The 16,498-nt window shown below is 63.2% G+C and carries 17 protein-coding genes and 1 tRNA gene; 6 read left to right on the plus strand and 12 right to left on the minus strand.

Features of this window, described 5'->3' with window-relative positions:
* Positions 1–4: 4 nt before the first annotated feature.
* From coaBC to ubiE, 3 genes are all read right to left on the minus strand, one after another.
* On the minus strand, positions 5–1,474 hold the full coding sequence (gene coaBC / locus AC0L26_RS30660) for a bifunctional phosphopantothenoylcysteine decarboxylase/phosphopantothenate--cysteine ligase CoaBC (RefSeq protein ID WP_473635914.1): 1,470 nt from the start codon (positions 1,472–1,474) through the stop codon (positions 5–7).
* 65 nt (positions 1,475–1,539) lie between these two features.
* The gene (ubiB, locus tag AC0L26_RS30665; protein ID WP_473635915.1) at positions 1,540–3,114 is read right to left on the minus strand and encodes a 2-polyprenylphenol 6-hydroxylase; all 1,575 of its coding nucleotides are present in this window, start codon (positions 3,112–3,114) and stop codon (positions 1,540–1,542) included.
* Positions 3,115–3,184: 70 nt separating this feature from the next.
* A complete protein-coding gene (ubiE, locus tag AC0L26_RS30670) occupies positions 3,185–3,961 on the minus strand; it encodes a bifunctional demethylmenaquinone methyltransferase/2-methoxy-6-polyprenyl-1,4-benzoquinol methylase UbiE (RefSeq protein WP_473635916.1) in 777 nt (258 codons plus the stop codon).
* A 147-nt stretch (positions 3,962–4,108) separates the two neighbouring features.
* Here ubiE and AC0L26_RS30675 point away from each other — a divergent pair, with 147 nt between their 5' ends.
* The 3 genes from AC0L26_RS30675 (at position 4,109) to AC0L26_RS30685 (ending at position 6,533) form a co-directional block, all read left to right on the plus strand.
* The gene (locus tag AC0L26_RS30675) at positions 4,109–5,083 is read left to right on the plus strand and encodes an adenosine deaminase (protein WP_473635917.1); all 975 of its coding nucleotides are present in this window, start codon (positions 4,109–4,111) and stop codon (positions 5,081–5,083) included.
* A 149-nt stretch (positions 5,084–5,232) separates the two neighbouring features.
* Positions 5,233–5,862, plus strand: a complete 630-nt coding sequence (gene upp / locus AC0L26_RS30680; protein WP_473635918.1) for a uracil phosphoribosyltransferase — start codon at positions 5,233–5,235, stop codon at positions 5,860–5,862.
* Positions 5,863–5,969: 107 nt separating this feature from the next.
* Positions 5,970–6,533: a TIGR02281 family clan AA aspartic protease gene (locus AC0L26_RS30685; RefSeq protein WP_473635919.1), complete on the plus strand. Its 564-nt coding sequence runs from the start codon at positions 5,970–5,972 to the stop codon at positions 6,531–6,533.
* Here AC0L26_RS30685 and deoA read toward each other — a convergent pair whose 3' ends face one another.
* From deoA to AC0L26_RS30715, 6 genes are read right to left on the minus strand one after another with little or no spacing between them, the layout of a single operon-like run.
* The gene (gene deoA, locus AC0L26_RS30690; RefSeq protein ID WP_473635920.1) at positions 6,534–7,853 is read right to left on the minus strand and encodes a thymidine phosphorylase; all 1,320 of its coding nucleotides are present in this window, start codon (positions 7,851–7,853) and stop codon (positions 6,534–6,536) included.
* Entirely contained in the window at positions 7,853–8,671 is an 819-nt protein-coding gene (locus AC0L26_RS30695; RefSeq protein WP_473635921.1) for a purine-nucleoside phosphorylase, read from the minus strand. Before AC0L26_RS30695 ends, deoA begins: the two co-directional genes overlap by 1 nt.
* Positions 8,668–9,060 carry a cytidine deaminase gene (gene cdd / locus AC0L26_RS30700; protein WP_473635922.1) on the minus strand — a complete coding sequence of 131 codons (393 nt, stop codon included), beginning with the start codon at positions 9,058–9,060 and terminating at the stop codon, positions 8,668–8,670. The genes AC0L26_RS30695 and cdd overlap by 4 nt, the downstream gene beginning before the upstream one ends.
* Positions 9,061–9,119: 59 nt before the next feature.
* Entirely contained in the window at positions 9,120–10,091 is a 972-nt protein-coding gene (locus AC0L26_RS30705; RefSeq protein WP_473635923.1) for an ABC transporter permease, read from the minus strand.
* A gap of 1 nt (position 10,092) precedes the next feature.
* The gene (locus AC0L26_RS30710) at positions 10,093–11,232 is read right to left on the minus strand and encodes an ABC transporter permease (protein WP_352935212.1); all 1,140 of its coding nucleotides are present in this window, start codon (positions 11,230–11,232) and stop codon (positions 10,093–10,095) included.
* Positions 11,229–12,761, minus strand: a complete 1,533-nt coding sequence (locus AC0L26_RS30715; RefSeq protein ID WP_473635924.1) for an ABC transporter ATP-binding protein — start codon at positions 12,759–12,761, stop codon at positions 11,229–11,231. Before AC0L26_RS30715 ends, AC0L26_RS30710 begins: the two co-directional genes overlap by 4 nt.
* Positions 12,762–13,051: 290 nt before the next feature.
* Here AC0L26_RS30715 and AC0L26_RS30720 point away from each other — a divergent pair, with 290 nt between their 5' ends.
* Positions 13,052–13,258 (plus strand): SlyX family protein, encoded by a 207-nt coding sequence (locus AC0L26_RS30720; RefSeq protein ID WP_123151274.1) that lies wholly within the window; start codon positions 13,052–13,054, stop codon positions 13,256–13,258.
* Between the two features lie 67 nt (positions 13,259–13,325).
* On the opposite strand, the gene AC0L26_RS30725 is transcribed toward AC0L26_RS30720, so the two are convergent.
* From AC0L26_RS30725 to AC0L26_RS30735, 3 genes are all read right to left on the minus strand, one after another.
* Positions 13,326–14,315, minus strand: a complete 990-nt coding sequence (locus AC0L26_RS30725; protein WP_352935217.1) for a BMP family lipoprotein — start codon at positions 14,313–14,315, stop codon at positions 13,326–13,328.
* Positions 14,316–14,523: 208 nt separating this feature from the next.
* Positions 14,524–15,189, minus strand: a complete 666-nt coding sequence (msrA, locus tag AC0L26_RS30730) for a peptide-methionine (S)-S-oxide reductase MsrA (RefSeq protein WP_473635925.1) — start codon at positions 15,187–15,189, stop codon at positions 14,524–14,526.
* Between the two features lie 61 nt (positions 15,190–15,250).
* Positions 15,251–15,574 carry a hypothetical protein gene (locus AC0L26_RS30735; RefSeq protein WP_473635926.1) on the minus strand — a complete coding sequence of 108 codons (324 nt, stop codon included), beginning with the start codon at positions 15,572–15,574 and terminating at the stop codon, positions 15,251–15,253.
* 425 nt (positions 15,575–15,999) lie between these two features.
* Here AC0L26_RS30735 and AC0L26_RS30740 point away from each other — a divergent pair.
* Together AC0L26_RS30740 and AC0L26_RS30745 are read left to right on the plus strand one after the other, a co-directional pair.
* Positions 16,000–16,089, plus strand: a tRNA-Ser gene (locus tag AC0L26_RS30740).
* Positions 16,090–16,239: 150 nt separating this feature from the next.
* Entirely contained in the window at positions 16,240–16,425 is a 186-nt protein-coding gene (locus AC0L26_RS30745) for a peptidase C39 family protein (RefSeq protein WP_473635927.1), read from the plus strand.
* Positions 16,426–16,498 lie beyond the last annotated feature (73 nt).

Genomic DNA, 16,498 nt, shown 5'->3' on the forward strand with positions numbered 1-16,498 from the left:
CAGCCTAAACGATAATCGTTTTCAGCCGTTCGGCGATCAAGGCGGCGAGCCGCGTCGCCACCTCGTCCTTGCTCATCTCGGGCCATTCGTCGACACCGGCCTTCGAGACGATCCGCACCTTGTTGCGGTCGCCGCCCATCACGCCCGAAGACCCTGTGCCGCTGTCATGCGACACGTCGTTGGCGACGATGAAATCGGCGCCCTTCTTCGCAAGTTTGGCCTCGGCGTTCCTGACGAGATCCTGCGTCTCGGCGGCAAAGCCGATGACCAGGCTGGGCCGCTTCCTGTGATGACCGACACCGGCAAGAATATCGGGGTTTTCGATCATCTGCAGCGCCGGCGGCGCCTTGCCCGCCACCTTCTTGATCTTCTCGCCGGCCGAAGTCTCGCTGCGCCAGTCGGCGACTGCCGCGACGAACACCGCCGCGTCCGCCGGCAGAAGTTGTTCGACGGCGTCCTTCATCTCGTTTGCGGTTTCGACATGCAGCGTGGTGACCTCAGCCGGATCGGCGATGCCGACCGGACCGGACACGAGGCGCACATCGGCGCCCAACCTTGCCAGCGCCGCCGCAATGGCGTGGCCCTGCTTGCCGGACGAGCGATTGGCGATGTAGCGCACCGGGTCGATCGGCTCATGCGTCGGCCCTGAGGTGACGATGATCCTTCTGCCGACCAGCGGCTTCGGCCTGACTTCGAGCAGCGCCTCGATCGCAGCGACGATCTCCAGCGGCTCGGCCATGCGGCCTTCGCCCGCTTCGTTGCTCTCGGCCATCTCGCCCTTCGCCGGGCCGACGAATGCGATGCCGTCCTTGGCGAGCGTCGCCCGGTTGCGCCGGGTCGCCGGATGCGACCACATTTTCGGGTTCATGGCCAGCGCCATCAAAACCTGCTTGTCGGTGGCGATAAGCACGGTGGAGGCAAGGTCATTGGCGTGGCCGTTGGCAAGCTTCGCCATCAGGTCGGCGGTGGCCGGCGCCACCACGACAAGGTCGGCCTCGCGCGAAAGTCGGATGTGGCCGACATCGTGCTCGTCATTGCGGTCGAACAAATCGGTGAAGACGTGGTCAGCGGAGAGCGCTCCGACCGACAGCGTGGTCACGAATTCCTGCGCTGCAGCCGTCATCACCACCCGCACGGCAGCGCCCCGCTCACGCAGCCGGCGGATCAGATCGAGCGCTTTGTAGGCGGCGATGCCGCCGCCGATGATGAGCAGGATGCGCTTGCCGGAGAGGCTGCCTCGCGGGAATTGGCTGGACACGGCGGCAATTGGCGTTGCCGGACTATGCGAACTCGTCAACTCGCGGAGGGTTTTCTCGATCTGGTCGATGCGGCCGACCGGACCGAGCTGCCCTTCGACCGCAGCCCGGATCATAACCCGCGCCTGTTCTTCCATCGACCGGTCATTCTCTGCCGCGAGTCGGCGCAGCAGGTCCTTGACCTCGTCATCAAGGTTGCGAATGGTGATGCTGGCCACGTGATTGCACTTTGCTGATGCTTCTGAATGCAATGATAGCAATGCTATCACTTTGGCACAAGCCGTTAGAAGATCCGCCACGCGATATAGACCAGCGCCAGCGCGATCACCCACAGCGCCAGCCGGCCGGAGCGGGTGTAGCGCGCCTCTGCCTTGCCGATCGCGTGCGCCGTTCTTTCATCGAAGCGCAGCCCGTGTTCCGCCATCAGGTCGATTTCACGCGACAGCCGCTCGGTGCGGGCGGCGAGGTCCGGCGCCTGGCGAGCCAGCGCCAGCAGCGCGCCGGCGCCGTCGCGCGCGTCGGCCAGCAGGGCGCGCGGGCCGAGATTGCCCGATATCCAGCCGCCCACCACCGGTTCGGACGTCTTCCACATGTTGAAGGTTGGGTCGAGGGTGCGGGCGACGCCCTCGACCACCACCATGGTCTTCTGCAGCAGCACCAGTTCGGAGCGCGTCGCCATATCGAAGAGGTCGGTCACCTCGAACAGAAGCGTCAACAGCTTGGCCATCGAGATGGTCTCGGCCGGCTGGCCGTGGATCGGTTCGCCGATCGCCCGGATCGCCTGGGCGAATGCCGCGACATGGTGCTGGCGCGGCACGTAGCCGGCTTCGAAATGCACTTCGGCAACGCGCAGATAGTCACGGGTGATGAAGCCGTAAAGAATTTCGGCGAGAAAACGGCGCTCCTTCTTGCCGAGTCGGCCGGCGATACCGAGATCGACGGCGACGATGGTGCCGTCGGGCTCGACGAACAGGTTACCCGGATGCATGTCGGCATGGAAGAAGCCGTCACGCAGCGTGTGGCGCAAGAATGACTGAACCAGATTGACGGCGATCGCCTTCAGGTCATGGCCGGCGGCAGTGAGGCCGGCAATGTCGTTCATCTTGATGCCGTCGACCCATTCCATGGTCAGCACGTCGCGCCCGGTCCGTTCCCAATCGACGTGCGGCACGCGAAAGCCGGGGTCATCCTTGGTGTTCTCGCCGAGCTCCGAAAGCGCTGCCGCCTCGAGCCTCAGATCCATTTCGATCTTGGTGGTCTGCGCCAGCGTCTGGGTTACTTCGACGGGCCGCAGCCGGCGCGACGACGGAATGTATTTTTCCTGGAGGCGGGCGGCGAGGAAATAGCTTTCGAGATCGCGAAAGAAACGGCGCCGCACGCCCGGCCGGATGACCTTCACCGCCACCCGCGAACCGACGCCGTCCTGCAGGGTTTCGGCGATATGGACCTGAGCGATCGACGCGGCGGCGACGGCCTCGCCGAAGCTGGCGTAGAGCACGCCGACCTTGCGCCCGAGCGAGGCCTCTATCGCCGCGACTGCCTCGGCCTGCGGAAATGTCTGCATCTTGTCCTGCAGCATGGCGAGATCGAGCGCTATGTCGTTGCCGACGACATCGGGCCTTGTCGCCAGAAACTGGCCGAGCTTGACATAGGACGGGCCGAGCCGGACGACCGCCTTAGCCAGCCGGTCGCCACGCTCATAGGCAAGCGCGCGGCGGCGGGTGAAGAGCCGTGCCATGCGCCAGCCGAATTTCGGCAGGCCAGAGAGCTCGTCGCCGGGCAAGGCTGCCACGACGCCTTCGCGGACCAGCACCCAGCCAGCCCGCACGAGCCTGAAACCAGCGGCGATCTCGCTCATGGCCGCGCTTGCCCTGCCGGTTTCCTAGACCGGCGAAGGGCACGTCGAGTGTGAAAAATACCGGCCAGCCTCAAAGCTTCCAGCCCGAATGAAGCGCAGCAATGCCGCCGGAATAATTGCGAAAAGAAACCCGGTCGAAGCCGGCGCGGGAAATCATCGCCGCAAAATTCTGCTGATTGGGAAATTTGCGGATCGATTCGACCAGATAGGAATAGGGCTCGCCGTCCCCGGTGACCGCCTTGCCGATCCTGGGGATGGCATTGAACGACCACGCCTCATAGGCCTTGTCGAGCAGCGGCATGTCGACCTCGGAAAATTCAAGGCAGAGGAAGCGCCCGCCGGGCTTCAGCACGCGATAGGCTTCGGCAAGCGCCACATCGATGCGCGGCACGTTGCGAATGCCAAATGCGATCGTGTAGGCGTCGAATGTGGCGTCTGCGAAAGGCAACTCCTCGGCATTGGCTTCGACGAAATCAGTATTGTCAGCCAGGCCCTTTTTCTCGGCCCGGTCGCGGCCGACGGTGAGCATCGAGCCGTTGATGTCGAGAACGGTGGCTTGAGCATTCCTGCCGCTCGCCTCGACGATGCGGAAGGCGATGTCGCCGGTGCCGCCAGCAACGTCGAGAACGCTCCAGCCCGGTCGTTTCGGTGGATTGAGCCATGTGACCATGGCGTCCTTCCACAGCCGGTGGAGCCCGGCCGACATCAGATCATTCATCAGATCGTAGCGGTTCGCGACCTTGTGGAAAACGTCATTGACCAGGGACTGCTTCTCGCCTGCCCCTACACGCTTGAAACCATAGGAGGTCTCCATGCCGCCAACGGCCGTGGTTCTCTCAACCGACATTATTTTTGATCCGCCATAAAACCGGCGGGACCATAGCCGATCGATGGTGCCGACGCTATTGTTTAAGGCGCGGTGTTCGGCCGCGCTTCGCGGGTGTGGAATCACGTTATGGTTCCACGACCCGGGTTGACCTGACGGGATGATTGCATGCCTTTGAAAGCGGAACTGCACTGCCATATCGAAGGGGCAGCGGCGCCCGAACTCGTCATCCGCCAGGCGCAGAAATACGGCAAGGACACCTCGCCTTACATTCAGGATGGCTCTTTCGTCTGGCACGATTTCACCTCGTTTCTCGCTGCCTATGACTTCTCCTCCGACCTGTTCCGTACGGAAGAGGACTATGCAAGGCTGGCCGATCATTACCTGACCAGCCTCGCCCGCGACGGCGCCATCTATTCCGAGATCTTCACCTCGCCGGATCACGCCGGAAAGGCCGGCCTGTCGCCTAAGGCCTATACGGACGCGCTCGGCGAAGGCATGGCGCGCGCCAAGGCCAAGACCGGCATCGAGGGCCGCATGATCGTCACCGGCGTGCGCAACGCCGGCGTCTATTCGATCGAGCAGGCGGCGCGCTTTGCGACCCGTTGCGGGCATCCGCTGGTCACCGGCTTCGGCGTCGCCGGCGACGAGCGGATGGGCGATCTGGAGGACTATGTCAGGGCCTTCGAAATCGCGCGCGAAGCCGGCCTCGGCATCACCGTCCACGCCGGCGAACTGATGGGCTGGGAGAGCGTCAAGGCCGCACTCGACCACATCCGCCCCTCCCGCATCGGCCATGGCGTGCGCGCCATCGAAAACCTCGATCTTGTCAGGCGCATCGCCGACGAAGGCGTCGTGCTCGAATGTTGTCCCGGCTCCAACATCGCGCTGAAGGTCTTCGACAGTTTCGCCGATCACCCTTTTCCGGCACTGCAGGCGGCGGGCTGCAAGGTGACGCTAAACTCCGACGACCCGCCCTATTTCTGGACGTCGCTGAAGCGCGAATACGACATTGCCGCAGAGCATTTTTCGATGGACGACAAGGCGCTCGCCGCCGTCACCAGAACCGCAATCGAGGCCGCCTTCGTCGATAAGAAGACCAGGACAACGCTTCTCGCCCGCCTCGACGTCAAGGGCAGGTGAATGGTGAATGGTGAATGGTGAATGGTGAATGGTGAATGGTGAACTCGGCGCCTCGGTCCGTCAACCGCGGTTTTTCCGCTGAACCAAGGACTCGCAAACCTATTCACTATTCACTATTCACCATTCACCTGCGCAGCTAGGAGAACACCATGAAGGGCGTCACCGTCGTCGACCACCCGCTTGTCCAGCACAAGCTGACCATCATGCGCAAGAAGGAAACCTCGACGGCCGGCTTCCGGCGGTTGTTGCGGGAGATTTCGCTGCTGCTCGGCTACGAGGTCACCCGCAACCTCGAACTGACGACGACGACGATCGAAACGCCGATCGAGACGATGGAAGCGCCAACGCTGGAGGGCAAGAAGCTGGTCTTCGCCTCGGTGCTGCGCGCCGGCAACGGCTTGCTCGAAGGCCTGCTCGACCTGGTGCCGGCGGCGCGTGTCGCCCATATCGGCCTCTACCGCGACCATGAAACGCTGGAAGCGGTCGAGTATTTCTTCAAGGCGCCAAGCGATCTCGCCGACCGGTTGGTGATCGTCGTCGACCCGATGCTGGCGACCGCCAATTCGGCGATCGCGGCGATCGACAAGCTGAAAGGGCGCGGTGCCACCAACATCCGCTTCCTCTGTCTGCTGGCGGCACCAGAGGGCCTTGCGCGCTTCACCCAGGCGCATCCCGATGTCCCGGTGTTCACCGCTTCCATCGACCGCCAGCTCAACGAGAAGGGCTATATCATGCCCGGCCTCGGCGACGCCGGCGATCGCATGTACGGAACGAAGTGACCGTGCCGCTCGTTTACCGATCGTTTACGCAAACGGCCGCTTTCCGCATCTGTTAAAGCGGCAAACACCATGTCGCGATAGGTATGGGCCTTCACGAAGGCCGGTCCATGCTGCGCAAGCTTCTCATCCTTGGCGTGCTCGCCGGAACATCGACGTCGATCCCGATCGTCTATCAGTCGAATCCCCAGATACTCGACAACCTGTTGAAATCGGCGGTCGGGGCGAGGCCCACCGCCGAACCGCAAACGGAGCTGGATCTGGTTGCGGTTCGCGATAGGCCGGCAACGCCGCAGCCGCTCGGCCGCAAGGTCGTCGTCACCGCCGACGCCCGCGGGCATTTCACGTCGGCGTTCAAGCTCAACGGCCGTCAGGTCGACGGCATGATCGACACTGGCGCGACGCTGGTCGCCATCAACTCTTCGACGGCGCGCAGGATCGGCATTTCACTGAACGCGTCGGACTTCCGCCACACGGTCAACACCGCCAACGGGGCGATCAAGGCTGCCGTGGTGACTATCGATCGGCTGCAGATCGGCAAGATCACGGTCGACGGCGTCCAGGCGGTGGTGCTCGACGACAAAGCACTGCGCACCAATTTGATCGGCCTGAGTTTTCTCCAGCGGCTTGAAAAATACCAGGTCGAGAACGGCGCGCTGCTGCTCGTCCAGTGATCATCCGCGCGGCAGGATCCGCCGGATGACGGTTTTTTCCGCGGGCGGCTTCGAAGCGCCGATCGTGTAGGCCGACAGCACGGCGGCCGCGGCCGCCTCGGCATCGGAGACATTGCGGGCATGGACCAGCGCCAGCGCCTCGCCGTGCCGCACCTCCGCACCGACCGGCAACAGCCGGGTGATGCCGACCGCATGGTCGATCCTGTCGTCCGGCCGGATGCGCCCGCCGCCAAGGCCGACGACGGCAAGCCCGATGTCGCGGGTGGCGATGCCGGTGACAAAGCCGTTTTCGGTCGCCTTGACCGCAAACTCGGTCGCCGCCTTCGGCAGGTATTTTTCCGGATTCTCGACGAAATCGGCCGGACCGCCGAGCGCCGCCACCATGCGCGCGAAGACGGCCGCCGCGCGGCCGCCGGCAAGCGTCTCGGCGGCGCGCCGTATGCCATCCTGGTTGGACGAGACCAGTCCGGCCCGCTGCAGCATCTCGGCGGCCAACGCCAGCGTCACATCCTCCAGGCGTCGATCGCGGAAGCGGCCGGTGAGAAAATCGACGGCATTTTGCACCTCGACCGCGTTGCCGGCAGCCGATGCCAGCGGCTCGTTCATGCCGGTGACCAGCGCCGAGGTTTTCAGGCCTGCACCATTGGCGACGTCGACCAGGCTGTTCGCCAGTGTCGTTGCATCGCGCGACTTCTCCATGAAGGCGCCGTTGCCAACCTTCACGTCGAGCACCAGCGACTGCAGGCCGGCAGCGAGCTTCTTCGACAGGATCGAGGCGGTGATCAGCGGCACCGATTCGACGGTTCCCGACACGTCGCGGATCGCATAGAGCTTGCGGTCGGCGGGCGCGAGATCGGCGGTCTGGCCGATGATGGCGCAGCCGGTTTCGAGCACCACCTTGCGGAAACGCGCAACATCCGGCTGGCTGATAAAGCCTGATATGGCATCCATCTTGTCGAGCGTGCCGCCGGTATGGCCGAGGCCGCGGCCGGAAATCATCGGCACATAGGCGCCGCAGGCGGCTACAATCGGCGCCACCATCAGCGAGACATTGTCGCCGACGCCGCCTGTCGAATGCTTGTCGGTGACCGGGCCCGGCAGGTCCGACCAGTCGAGCACATCGCCGGAATCGCGCATGGCCAGCGTCAGCGCCACCGCCTCGTCGCGACTCATGCCGTTGAAGAACACCGCCATGGCGAAGGCCCCGACCTGCCCGTCCGAGACGGTGCCTGATGTCACGCCTTCAATGAAGCTGGCGATCTCCTGCACCGACAGCTTGTGGCCGTCGCGCTTGCTGCGGATGATTTCCTGGGGAAGCATCAGGCCAGGACCTTACTCTCCGGCAACCCGTCCTGGAACGCACGCTGCAGAATGGTCGCCAGCCGCGCGCCGCCGACCGGCGCCATGTCCTTGGTCTCCTGGTGCGAAAGCTCCGCCCCGGTCATCCCTGCGGCAAGGTTGGTGATGACCGAGCAGGCGGCGACGCGCAGGCCGAGGAAGCGGGCGAGAATGACCTCCGGCACCGTCGACATGCCAACGGCGTTGGCCCCCATGACGCGCGCCATGCGGATCTCGGCGGGCGTCTCGAAGCACGGCCCGGAAAACCACATATAGACACCCTTGTGCAGCGCGGTAGCCGTAGCCTTCGCGGCCGTCTCGATCGCCGCGCGAAGGCCGGCATCATAGGCTTCGGTCAGGCCGACGAAGCGACGGTCGCTCGGCTCGCCGATCAGCGGGTTGGAACCCGAGAAATTGATGTGGTCGGTGATCAGCATCACCGAGCCCGGCCCCATGTCCGGATCGACCGAGCCAGCGGCATTGGTGAGGACCAGGTTCGAGATGCCGAGGCCGGCGAGCACCTCCAGCGCCGGCCGCATCGCCGCCGCGTTTCCATGCTCGTAATAATGCGCGCGGCCGGACAGCATCAGCACTGGTGTATCGGCAAAACGTCCCGCCACCACCTCGCCGGCATGGCCGGTGACGCCGCCTCTGGGAAAGCCCGGCAATTCGGCATAGGAAATGCGGACAGCGTCCTCAACCTGGTCGACGAGCCCGCCAAGGCCCGACCCCAGCACCAGCGCGGTGGCGGGCGCCAGCCCGTCCAGCCTTTCGACGAGACGATCTAGCGCTTCCTTCATTTCAGAATATCGCCCTGGAAGCCGTAGGGCAGCATCTCGCCCATAGTTACGGTCTCGACCACGCCGCCATTGTCGCAAAGATAGACTTTGGTTTCCGGCCGGCAGAATTCGGCCAGCCGCTGCCGGCAGCCGCCACAGGGCGTGCATTTCGACATGCGCTCGGCGATCACCGCGATCTCCGTGATCCTGCCCCCGCCGCCCATGATGTAGTGGCCGAGCGCAGTGGTTTCGGCGCACCAGCCTTCCGGATAGGACGCGACCTCAATATTGGCGCCGGCAAAGACGCGGCCGTCGTCGGTGCGCAGTGCCGCCCCGACCGGGAACTTCGAATAGGGCGCATAGGCCTTGGCCATGGCGGCCTTGGCCGCTTCGAACAGATCATGCGACATTTATTTTCCTTTTCGCATGGCCCGGTCCGAAAACCGGCTTCCACTTTTCGCGGCCATGCCTAGCGTTCCTTGACATAGGGCACGCCGCCGGCGCGCGGCGGGATCGCCTTGCCGATGAAGCCGGCGAGCAGGATGACGGTGAGAATATAGGGCAGCGCCTGCATGAGCTGTACCGGCACCTTGCCGATCACCGGCAGCGGCGTGCCCTGCAGGCGGATCGACAGCGCGTCGAGGAAGCCGAACAACAGGCAGGCGAACATGGCGTTGACCGGCTTCCACTTGGCGAAGATCAGCGCGGCCAGCGCGATGTAGCCCTTGCCGGCGGTCATGTCTTTGACGAAGCCGCCGTTCTGCACCATCGACAGATAGGCGCCGGCAATGCCGGTGAGCACACCGGTGCAGATCAGCGCTCGGTAGCGCAGCCAGGCGACCGAGATGCCGGCGGTGTCGACCGCGGCCGGGTTCTCGCCGACCGCGCGCATCCGCAAGCCGAAGCGGGTGCGAAACAGCACCCACCAGGTGAACGGCACGGCGAGGAACGCGACATAGACCAGCACGGAATGGCCGGAGATCAATTCCGAATATATCGGACCGAGGATCGGCACGCCCCTGAGCGCGTCCGCACCGGGCCAGACGATCGCCCCGAACCGCTCGTCCGAGGCCAAAGCTGGCGTACGACCACCTTGGCTGAACCAGGCCTGGCCGAGCATGATCGTCGATCCGGCGGCGATGAAATTGATCGCCACGCCGGAGACAATCTGGTTGCCACGATGGGTGATCGAGGCGAAGCCGTGGACCAGCGCGAAGGCGACCGAGATGAGGATGGCCATGCTAAGGCCGATCAGGGCGGAGTGAAAGACGGATGCGGCCGCAGCACCGGCGAAGGCGCCGACCAGCATCTTGCCCTCGAGGCCTATGTCGAAAATACCGGCCCGCTCCGAATAGAGGCCGGCGAGGCAAGCGAGCAGCAAGGGCACCGACAGGCGGATGGTCGAGTCCAGAACCTGGATGATGGCGTTGAACAAATCCATCTCAAGCACCCTTCCCCTTGATCGCTTCCATGCCGACAGATCTCGGGCTGAGCGAAGCGAACAGCGCTTGGACATAGGGCCGGAACATGTGCTCGAGCGCGCCGGCGAACAGGATGACCAGGCCCTGGATGATGACGATCATGTCGCGGCTGATCGCCGGCATCTCGAAGGCAAGCTCGGCGCCGCCCTGATAGAGCATGCCGAACAGGATTGCCGCCAGCACGATTCCGACCGGGTGCAGGCGCCCCATCAGCGCCACGGCGATGCCGACGAAACCGGCGCCCGAAACGAATTCGAGCGCGACATTGTGCTGGTCGCCCATTGTCGGGTTGAGGGCCATCATGCCGGCCAGCGCGCCCGAAATCATCATGGCTATGATGATGATACGGGTCTCCGAAATGCCGGCATAGCGCGCCGCTTTCGAGCTGTGGCCGTAGGTGCGCATCTCGTAACCGAGCCTGGTGCGCCAGATCAGCACCCAGACCAGAAAGGCCATGGCCAGCGCCAGCAGGAAGCTGATGTTGAACGGCGCCGAGCGTATCTTGGCGCCGAACAGCTCGATGACCCAGTTGAGCTTCGGCAGTTGCGCGCCATCGAGGAAGGTACGCGTCTGCGGCGCCATCGAATTGGCCGGCTTCAAGAACCCGACCAGTGCGTAGACCATGACGCTGGCAGCGATGAAATTGAACATGATGGTGGTGATGACGATGTGCGAGCCGCGCTTGGCTTGCAGATAGGCCGGGATCAGCGCCCACAGCGCCCCCATTGCCGCGGAAGCGATGATCGCCAGCGGGAAGGTGAGCCACCATGGCAGCACGCTGTCGAAGGCCAGGCAGACGATGCCGATGCCGAGACCGGCGATATAGCCCTGGCCCTCGCCACCGATGTTGAACAGGCCGCAATGCGCCGCAACCGCCACCGAAAGCCCGCTGAAGATGAAGGTGGTGGCGTAGAAAAGCGTGAACGCAATGCCTTGCCCACGGCCGAAGGCGCCCTCGACCAGGACGGCGGCCGCGCGGAACGGATTTTCGCCAACCAGAAGCACGACGAAGCCGGCGACGACGAAGGCAACGGCGAGATTGATCACCGGGATCAGCCCGTAATCCGCCCAGGCCGGCAGCTTGGCGTAAGGCGTGCTCATTCCGCTGCCTCCCGGTGCTCGACGCCGGCCATCAGCAATCCAAGCTCGCCTTCGGTCGCCTCCGGTCCGCGCTCGCCGACGATGCGGCCGGCAAACATCACCAGGATGCGGTCGGAGAGCGAACGGATCTCGTCGAGCTCGACCGACACCACCAGCACCGCCTTGCCCTGGTCGCGCATAGCGATGAGCCGCTTGTGGATGAATTCTATGGCGCCGACATCAACGCCGCGCGTCGGCTGGCCGACGATCAGTACGCCCGGATCCTGTTCCATTTCCCGCGCCAGCACGATCTTCTGCTGGTTGCCGCCCGAGAAATTGGCGGTCTTGAGCCGGCAGTCCGCCGGGCGGATGTCGTATTTAGTAATTTTGTCCTTGGCGTCGTCGCGGATGGCGTCGATGTTGAGAAACGGCCCCCGGAGGTAGCGCGGATCGTCGTGATAGCCGAGGATCGAATTCTCGTTCTCCTCGAAGGCCAGCACCAGCCCGACGTGATGACGGTCCTCCGGCACATGGGCGAGACCACGGTCGCGCAGTTCGCCGGGATCGGCGGCCCCGGTGAGATCGATCGGCTTGCCGTCGAGCATGACGGAGCCCGAGACGGCGCGCCTGATGCCGGAAATCGCCTCGAGCATTTCCGATTGCCCGTTGCCGGCAACGCCGGCTATGCCGACGATCTCGCCGGCGCGCACATCGAAGGAGATATCGTCGACCATGGTGACACCGCGGGAATCCTTCACCGTCAGGTTCTTCACCGCGAGTTTGACGCCGCCGGCTTCCGCCTCGCCCTTCTCGACCCTGAGCAGCACGCGGCGTCCGACCATCAGCTCGGCCAGTTCTTCGACTGTCGTCTTCCTAGTCTCCCTGGTCGCCACCATCGTGCCTTGACGCATGACCGACACCGTATCGGTAATCGCCATGATCTCGCGCAGCTTATGGGTGATCAGCACGATCGTCTTACCCTGCTCCTTCAGCTGCTTGAGGATGCGAAACAGATGGTCGGCTTCTGCGGGCGTTAGCACGCCCGTCGGCTCGTCGAGGATCAGGATCTCGGCGCCGCGATACAGCGCCTTGAGGATTTCGACACGCTGCTGCAGGCCGACCGGCAACTCCTCGATGATCGCATCGGGATCGACCTCCAGCCCGTATTCGCGCTCGAGCCGTTCCAGTTCCGACCGCGCCTTGGCGATGCTCTTCTTCAGCAGCGCATCGCTTTCGGCGCCGAGAATGACGTTTTCCAGGACTGTGAAATTGTCGACCAGCATGAAATGCTGATGAACCATGCCGATGCCGAGCGCTATGGCGTCGTTTGGCGACTTGATCGACGCCGGCTTGCCGCCGACGCGGATCTCGCCGCTGTCGGCCTGATAGAAACCGTAGAGGATCGACATCAGCGTCGACTTGCCGGCGCCGTTCTCGCCGACGATGCCGTGGATGGTGCCGCGCACGATCTCCAGATTGATGTCGCGGTTGGCGCGAACGGCGCCAAAACTCTTGTTGATGCCGATCAGCTCGATTGCGGCTTGCGCCATGCAGCCTGTCCCACTCTTATTTTTTTATCGCTTGGTCAAAACGCCTAGCATGACGCCCCGTCTGTGCCAATTGGCCGGAGCAGCGTTCACTCTCGACAAATCCCCGCGCGCTTGTCAATTTCGAACGTGGCCGCAGCCTTCACATTCGCTGTCGCATCGGCCGGAAAACCGGATTCAATTTTCGGAAAGCACGATGCGAAGATTTAAGAGTCTTAGAGCGTACTTTGTGCGTCCAAGTGGACGCACGTCGCTCTAATGTCGCACTTTGCAAGTCCAAGGATTTTCAAATGATCATGCCCGCCGACCGGCTGACGACGCTGGAAATCCGCGCCGCCGAGCAGGAGAAAACCATCGAGGAGCTATCCGGCCAGATCGCCGAGCAATGGAAGGTGATCGAGCGCATGCAGCGCAAGCTCGATGCACTGACCGATCGCTTCCTAGCGCTGGAGGAACAGGCAGCGCCCGATGTGCCGGTGACCAAGCCGCCGCACTGGTGAGCTTACCGATAAGCAAAACCGCCGGGTTTCACCCGGCGGCTTCGATCATGTCAGCGACGTCGGTCGATCAATACGGGCAGGCATTGTCCGACATGTAGTCGTGCACTTTGACGGTGCCGGCGATGATGTCGGCCTTGGCCTTTTCGACCGCCGCCTTCATCGCGTCGTCGACAAGCGCCTTGTTGTTGTCGTCCATCGCGTAGTCGACGCCGCCTTCCTTGAGGCCGAGATCGTTGATGCCGCCGGTGAACTTGTCGTTCTTGGCGTCCATGAAGGTGTTGTAGACGGCAACGTCGACGCGCTTGACCATGGAGGTCAGCACCTTGCCGGGCTGCAGTCCGTTCTGGTTGGAATCGACGCCGATGCCGAGCTTGCCGGCATCCGCCGCCGCCTGCAGCACGCCAACTCCGGTTCCACCTGCCGCCGCGTAGATCACGTCGGCGCCCTGGTCGATCTGCGTCTTGGCGATCTCGCCGCCCTTGGCCGGATCGTTCCAGGCTGCCGGCGTGTCGCCGGTCATGTTCTGGATGACATCGGTCGCGCCGGCTGCCTTGGCGCCGCCGACATAGCCGCAGCCGAATCTGCGGATCAGCGGAATATCCATGCCGCCGATGAAGCCGACCTTCTTCGACTTCGAGGCCATAGCCGCCATCACGCCGACGAGGTAGGAGCCTTCCTGCTCCTTGTAGACGACAGAGCGGACATTGGGCTTGTCGACGACCATGTCGATGATGGCGAATTTGGTGTCGGGAAACTCGACGGCGATCTTCTCCAGCGCATCCGCCCAGGAGAAACCCGCCATGGCGATCGGATTGCGGCCATCCTCGGCGAAACGGCGCAGCGCCTGCTCGCGTTGGGTCGCGTTGCTGACCTCGAATTCCACATAGGCAATGCCGGTTTCGGCCTTGAACTTTTCGGCGCCATTATAGGACGCTTCGTTGAACGACTTGTCGAACTTGCCGCCGAGATCGTAGAGAAGCGCGGGCTGAATATCCGCGGCGAAGGCCGGAAGAACCATCGCAGTTGCGGCCAGCAGGCCGAGAACGATACGTTTCATGTGATCCACACCCTGTCGGTTATTTTTCCGTTATGCACCGCATGCCTGCCCGGTTCTCCGGCAAGCATGCGATATCAGACAGGAGTGTCTTCCTCCCGCTTCGGGCCAATCTGGCACGGCCCGAAACAAAATTCACGCGGAATTTTGACCTTTTGGAAAAGTGTGGTGCCGCATTTCGGCGCCACGGATCATCGTCTCGCCAAAGGCCTCAAGCGGAAACGGCAGCCGGAATGGCGCAGGCGACGCCGGTGCCCTGCAGGTTGCAATAGCCATAGGGATTCTTCGCCAGATATTGCTGGTGGTCTTCCTCGGCGTAGTAGAATTCAGGTGCCGGCGCGATCTCGGTGGTGATCTTGCCGCGGCCGGCACCACGCAACGAGGCCTCATAGGCATCGCGCGAGGTGATCGCCGCCTGGTATTGCGCATCACCGAACGTGTAGATCGCCGAGCGGTAGGTGGTGCCGACATCGTTGCCCTGGCGCATGCCTTGCGTCGGGTCGTGGCTTTCCCAAAACAGCTTGAGAAGCTGCGCATAGGACACCATCTTGGGGTCGTAGACGACGAGTACGACTTCGGCATGGCCGGTAAGACCGGTGCAGGTTTCCTGGTAGGTCGGGTTGGGGGTGACGCCACCGGCATAGCCGACGGCTGTGACCCACACGTCCTCGACCTGCCAGAACATGCGCTCGGCGCCCCAGAAGCAGCCCAGCCCGAACATCGCCGTCTCCAGTCCCTCGGGATAGGGCCCCTTGAGCGGCCGTTTCGAGACAAAATGTTCGGATGCCGTCGCGATAGGTTTCGCACGACCCGGCAGCGCCTCGGCAGGCTTCGGCAGATTGAGTTTCTTGTTCAGCAAGTCGCTGAGAAAAAACATGCGCGGTCTCCCTTTCTCGTTGTTTGAGGCTTTCTCTTTGTTTGGAGACACTGGAAAGTCATCAGGTCTGGGCGAACCGTCCGGTCAGCCGCTGCCGCCTGTAGCCGATCATGTAAAAGATGAAGGCAAGCAGCGCGAACACTGCGAAGCCGGGCTGGTTGAGCACCCAACCGATGACGCCGTCCCACAACAGCGGACCGGCTTTGCCGCGCACGAAGCTTTCAAAAGCGATTCGTGTATCCGGCGAGACGGCCAGCCAGCTTGTGTTGAGCGGGGTCATGACCAGCGCGGAGGCCGCCACCGAGCGTGTTACGTCGAGCACCGCCATGATGACGGAGACTGAAAGCGCAACCATTGCCGCAAGACGGAAAAGAAAGCGAAGCATGCAGACCCTTCCTCCCCAAAACTTTAGCGGACTTCCAATATCTGTTTCGAACAGAGAGATAATGCGCGCTTGCCTAGTTCGCAATTGCGACACGCGAATTTGAAGCTCGACCGACGTTCGCCGATCGCGCGGGGACAGACGCCACCGGTCTCTTGCGGCGGAGCCGGCACCGCATCAAAGCCTCGCGCCGGCGGCATCGTAAAACCATCTGGGCCGGCAAAGCGAATAGAGTGCCGTTATGACTTGGCATTCGACGTCGGATCGACTAGATGAGCCCCGCGCCTGTTGCTTTGACGGCTCAGGTGCGGGAAAGGGTATCGGCTGGTTGACGGCACCCACGGCGCGGAGTTTCCGGGGCCGGAATCCCCAAGGGAGACGCATCTCCCAACCCGCGCGGCGAAACCGGCCGCGCGAAATGCTGAGACGGAGAGGTGGCCGAGTGGTTGAAGGCGCACGCCTGGAAAGTGTGTTTACGGGAGACCGTAACGCGGGTTCGAATCCCGCTCTCTCCGCCAACTGACTTCCATAAAAGTCGTTATTTTTCAAAACCAATGAGGCCCGCGTGCTTGCCATCGAAGAGATCGGCCAAGCGCTCGATCGCGGTTTCTTGGCGCTGGTGCTGATCGATCAGGCGCGGATGATGGGCTATACCTGCCCCCCACCGGGTGCTCGTCCACGGCCACGGCGACGGAATCTATTTCATCAACGATCCATGGATCGAGCCCGATCGGCTCGAACAGGCGATGGACGTCTTCGACCTCCCGGTCACGGCGGCGGCTTTGGACCAAATGGCTTGGTACGGCACGCCGGCCTACCGCGCCGCGGTGCTGGTCGGGCGGACGACGAGCTAGAGCGGTTCACGGCCTAACTGAATCGGAATGGATTCCCGTTTGGTCGGATTTGTGATTCAAGATGCTGGCTGGA

Source organism: Mesorhizobium sp. WSM4823 (assembly GCF_055811195.1).

Excerpts from the sequence above, each read along its gene's own strand:
- AC0L26_RS30710 (WP_352935212.1), bottom strand. The coding sequence starts at position 11,232 with ATGAGCACGCCTTACGCCAAGCTGCCGGCCTGGGCGGATTACGGGCTG.
- AC0L26_RS30715 (WP_473635924.1), bottom strand. The coding sequence starts at position 12,761 with ATGGCGCAAGCCGCAATCGAGCTGATCGGCATCAACAAGAGTTTTGGC.
- AC0L26_RS30735 (WP_473635926.1), bottom strand. The coding sequence starts at position 15,574 with ATGCTTCGCTTTCTTTTCCGTCTTGCGGCAATGGTTGCGCTTTCAGTC.
- deoA (WP_473635920.1), bottom strand. The coding sequence starts at position 7,853 with ATGCTTCCCCAGGAAATCATCCGCAGCAAGCGCGACGGCCACAAGCTG.
- msrA (WP_473635925.1), bottom strand. The coding sequence starts at position 15,189 with ATGTTTTTTCTCAGCGACTTGCTGAACAAGAAACTCAATCTGCCGAAG.
- AC0L26_RS30695 (WP_473635921.1), bottom strand. The coding sequence starts at position 8,671 with ATGAAGGAAGCGCTAGATCGTCTCGTCGAAAGGCTGGACGGGCTGGCG.
- upp (WP_473635918.1), top strand. The coding sequence starts at position 5,233 with ATGAAGGGCGTCACCGTCGTCGACCACCCGCTTGTCCAGCACAAGCTG.
- AC0L26_RS30705 (WP_473635923.1), bottom strand. The coding sequence starts at position 10,091 with ATGGATTTGTTCAACGCCATCATCCAGGTTCTGGACTCGACCATCCGC.
- cdd (WP_473635922.1), bottom strand. The coding sequence starts at position 9,060 with ATGTCGCATGATCTGTTCGAAGCGGCCAAGGCCGCCATGGCCAAGGCC.
- ubiE (WP_473635916.1), bottom strand. The coding sequence starts at position 3,961 with ATGTCGGTTGAGAGAACCACGGCCGTTGGCGGCATGGAGACCTCCTAT.
- AC0L26_RS30675 (WP_473635917.1), top strand. The coding sequence starts at position 4,109 with ATGCCTTTGAAAGCGGAACTGCACTGCCATATCGAAGGGGCAGCGGCG.
- AC0L26_RS30685 (WP_473635919.1), top strand. The coding sequence starts at position 5,970 with ATGCTGCGCAAGCTTCTCATCCTTGGCGTGCTCGCCGGAACATCGACG.
- AC0L26_RS30725 (WP_352935217.1), bottom strand. The coding sequence starts at position 14,315 with ATGAAACGTATCGTTCTCGGCCTGCTGGCCGCAACTGCGATGGTTCTT.
- ubiB (WP_473635915.1), bottom strand. The coding sequence starts at position 3,114 with ATGAGCGAGATCGCCGCTGGTTTCAGGCTCGTGCGGGCTGGCTGGGTG.